This window comes from Streptomyces sp. ICN903 (assembly GCF_022015835.1).
GTDB lineage: Bacteria > Actinomycetota > Actinomycetes > Streptomycetales > Streptomycetaceae > Streptomyces > Streptomyces fenghuangensis.
On the sequence record NZ_JAKMAY010000482.1, the window covers coordinates 1 to 2,628 of the forward strand.

The window sequence follows — 2,628 nt, forward strand, 5'->3', positions numbered from 1 at the left end:
CCGGCCCCGTCCGTGGTGTCCTGGTGGTGGCCGTCGGAGGCGGCCACCGGACGCGGAGAAGCGGAGCGGGACCGCGCACCGCGCGATCGGAGCCCGCGGGAAGCGGGTGGCCACCGGCAGGCCGCGTGTGCCCGGCGTGACCCCCGTACGCCGGGCACACGGCGCGGGTCCGGCTACCCGCCGCTCCCCTCCGTCCCGGCCCCCTCCAGGGTCGCGGCGTGGTCGGGCACGCGGGTCTGCGTCTCCCTCGGCGGCCGCCGGTAGCCGGTGGACGGCGGCCGGGGCGGCAGGCTCAGCTCCGGGGGCTCGACCTCGTGGTAGGGGACGCCGGACAGCAGATGGGCGATCATGTTGATCCGCGCCCGCCGCTTGTCGTCCGCCTCCACGACGTACCAGGGGGACCCGGAGACGTCGGTGTGGGCGAACATCTCGTCCTTGGCCCGCGAGTACGCCTCCCAGCGGACGCGGGACTCCAGGTCCATCGGGGACAGCTTCCAGCGCCGCATGGGGTCCTCCAGCCTCGACCGGAAGCGCCTCTCCTGCTCCTCGTCGCTCACCGAGAACCAGTACTTGCGCAGCAGGATGCCGTCCTCGACCAGCAGCCGCTCGAAGACGGGGCACTGGCGCAGGAAGCGCGCGTACTCCTCGTCGGTGCAGAACCCCATGACGCGCTCGACGCCCGCGCGGTTGTACCAGCTGCGGTCGAACAGCACGATCTCGCCGGCCGCCGGGAGCTGCTCGGCGTAGCGCTGGAAGTACCACTGGGTGCGCTGGCGCTCGGTGGGCGCGGGCAGGGCGACGATACGGGCTACGCGCGGGTTGAGGTACTCGGTGACGCGCTTGATCACGCCGCCCTTGCCCGCCGCGTCGCGCCCCTCGAAGACGACGACCAGCCGGGCGCCGGTGGAGCGTACCCACTCCTGCATCATCACCAACTGCTCCTGGAGCCGGAGCAGTTCCCTCTCGTACACCGGCCGGGGCAGCCGGGCGCGCCGCCCTTCGGACTTCTTCGGCGGCCGCTTCCCGCCGTCCTGCCGTGTCATACGCACCCTTCCGCGCCTTCCGGTCTTTTTCCGCTTCTACTGACAAAAACCGTTTTCCCCGGTGAAACCGTGAAACACGGATGGCCGATACACGCGGCCCGATCCAGGGATGGTGAGTATGGCAACCGGAGAGACCGGATTCAGCGATGTCGTCTACGACCTGATCTCGGTGCAGTACCACGCGCTGAAGGCCGGACACGACTACGGGCAGTACGTCCGCGACGCCGAGAACGCGGGGAAGCAGGAGATCGCCGACTTCTTCCGCAAGGTGATGGAGGAGGACTCCCGGCGTGCCGCCCAGTGCCACAAGTACCTGGCGCAACTGTCCGGCACCGAGGACGCGGGCCCGGCGGTCCAGTAGAGCGCGGGTCCTTTCAGTGGGCCGGGGCGCCCGCGGCCGCGTACGGCGGCACCGCGGGCGCCCCGGCCCGCTGTGCCCCGCACCGCTGCGCCGCCCCGCTTCCGGCGCCCCGGAGCGCGTCGCGGTCCGCGCGGCGGTCACCATTGGGACATGTCCCGACGCCGATCCCGTCCGCGCCAGAAGGCTCCGTCCGCCTCCCCCGTCCTCTCCCCCGGTGCGCCCTGCCCGTGCGGGCTGCCCGCCTCCTACGCCGACTGCTGCGGCCGGTTCCACCGGGGGCGGGCGGCCGCACCCACCGCCGAGGCCCTGATGCGCTCCCGCTACAGCGCCTTCTCCGTACGCGACCGGGCGTATCTGCTGCGCACCTGGCACCCGGACACCGCGCCGGAGCGGCTGGAGACGGACCCGGACACCCGGTGGCGGCGTCTGGAGATCCTCGGCGCCACCGGCGGCAGCCCCTTCCACACCGAGGGGACCGTCTCCTTCCGCGCCCACTACACCGAGCGGGGGCGCGAGGGCGTCATGGAGGAGCACAGCCGCTTCGTGCGCCACGCCGGCGCATGGGTCTACCTCGACGCCTCCGGCACCCCCTGACCGCCTCTGACCCGCACTCGGGCGCCCGGGGCACCCGGAGGCGCCCCGGGCGCGCCCGAGGACGTGAAGAAGCCGTGCACCGCCCGCGCACGACGGGCTCCGGCGCGGCCGTGACCGAGTAAGGTCCTCTCCGGGGACCATCCGTGAGCGTCCGCGTACTCTGCGGCGCGGCGCCGCGGTGAAGTGCGTGTCCGGCGCGGAACGTTCGCGCGGGCGCACCGCGGTCCTCTCCGCGCCCCGCTCTGCGGGTGCGGAGGAGGTACAGGAGGGGGGAGATCGCGTTGCGTCCCGACTCGAGGTCGCGGCTGCGCCGTCCGGCTGCCGGGGAGCCGCGCTCCCTGGGCCCGTGGGACCACCCGGGGCCGGACGCGCCACAGCGGTCCGGTGACGACGTTTCCGGAAACGGGGACAGGGCCGGCGCCCGGGACACGGAGACCGGTGGCTCCCACCGGGGCGGGCCTGCGGGGCCGTCCGGGCCCGCCGTGCCCCCCGAGCCGCGCACGGGCTTCCTGACGGGGCGCCGCGGCCCGCGCACCACCGCCCTGGTCCTGACCACGGGCGCGATCGGCTCCGCCCTGGCGACCCTGCTGGTGGCCTCCGGTGTCCTGACGCCCGCCGACCCCCGCCCAC

General features: G+C 74.2%; 3 protein-coding genes. 2 read left to right on the forward strand and 1 reads right to left on the reverse strand.

Annotation, left to right across the window (positions count from 1 at the left end; genetic code table 11):
• Nucleotides 1-173 precede the first annotated feature (173 nt).
• The gene (gene ppk2, locus L7D48_RS27960) at nucleotides 174-1,043 is read right to left on the reverse strand and encodes a polyphosphate kinase 2 (RefSeq protein WP_237883757.1); all 870 of its coding nucleotides are present in this window, start codon (nucleotides 1,041-1,043) and stop codon (nucleotides 174-176) included.
• Nucleotides 1,044-1,161: 118 nt separating this feature from the next.
• Between ppk2 and L7D48_RS27965 the strand changes: the two genes are divergently transcribed.
• Nucleotides 1,162-1,404 carry an acyl carrier protein gene (locus L7D48_RS27965; protein WP_237883759.1) on the forward strand — a complete coding sequence of 81 codons (243 nt, stop codon included), beginning with the start codon at nucleotides 1,162-1,164 and terminating at the stop codon, nucleotides 1,402-1,404.
• A gap of 150 nt (nucleotides 1,405-1,554) precedes the next feature.
• Nucleotides 1,555-1,998: a YchJ family protein gene (locus tag L7D48_RS27970; RefSeq protein ID WP_237883761.1), complete on the forward strand. Its 444-nt coding sequence runs from the start codon at nucleotides 1,555-1,557 to the stop codon at nucleotides 1,996-1,998.
• Nucleotides 1,999-2,628: the final 630 nt, after the last annotated feature.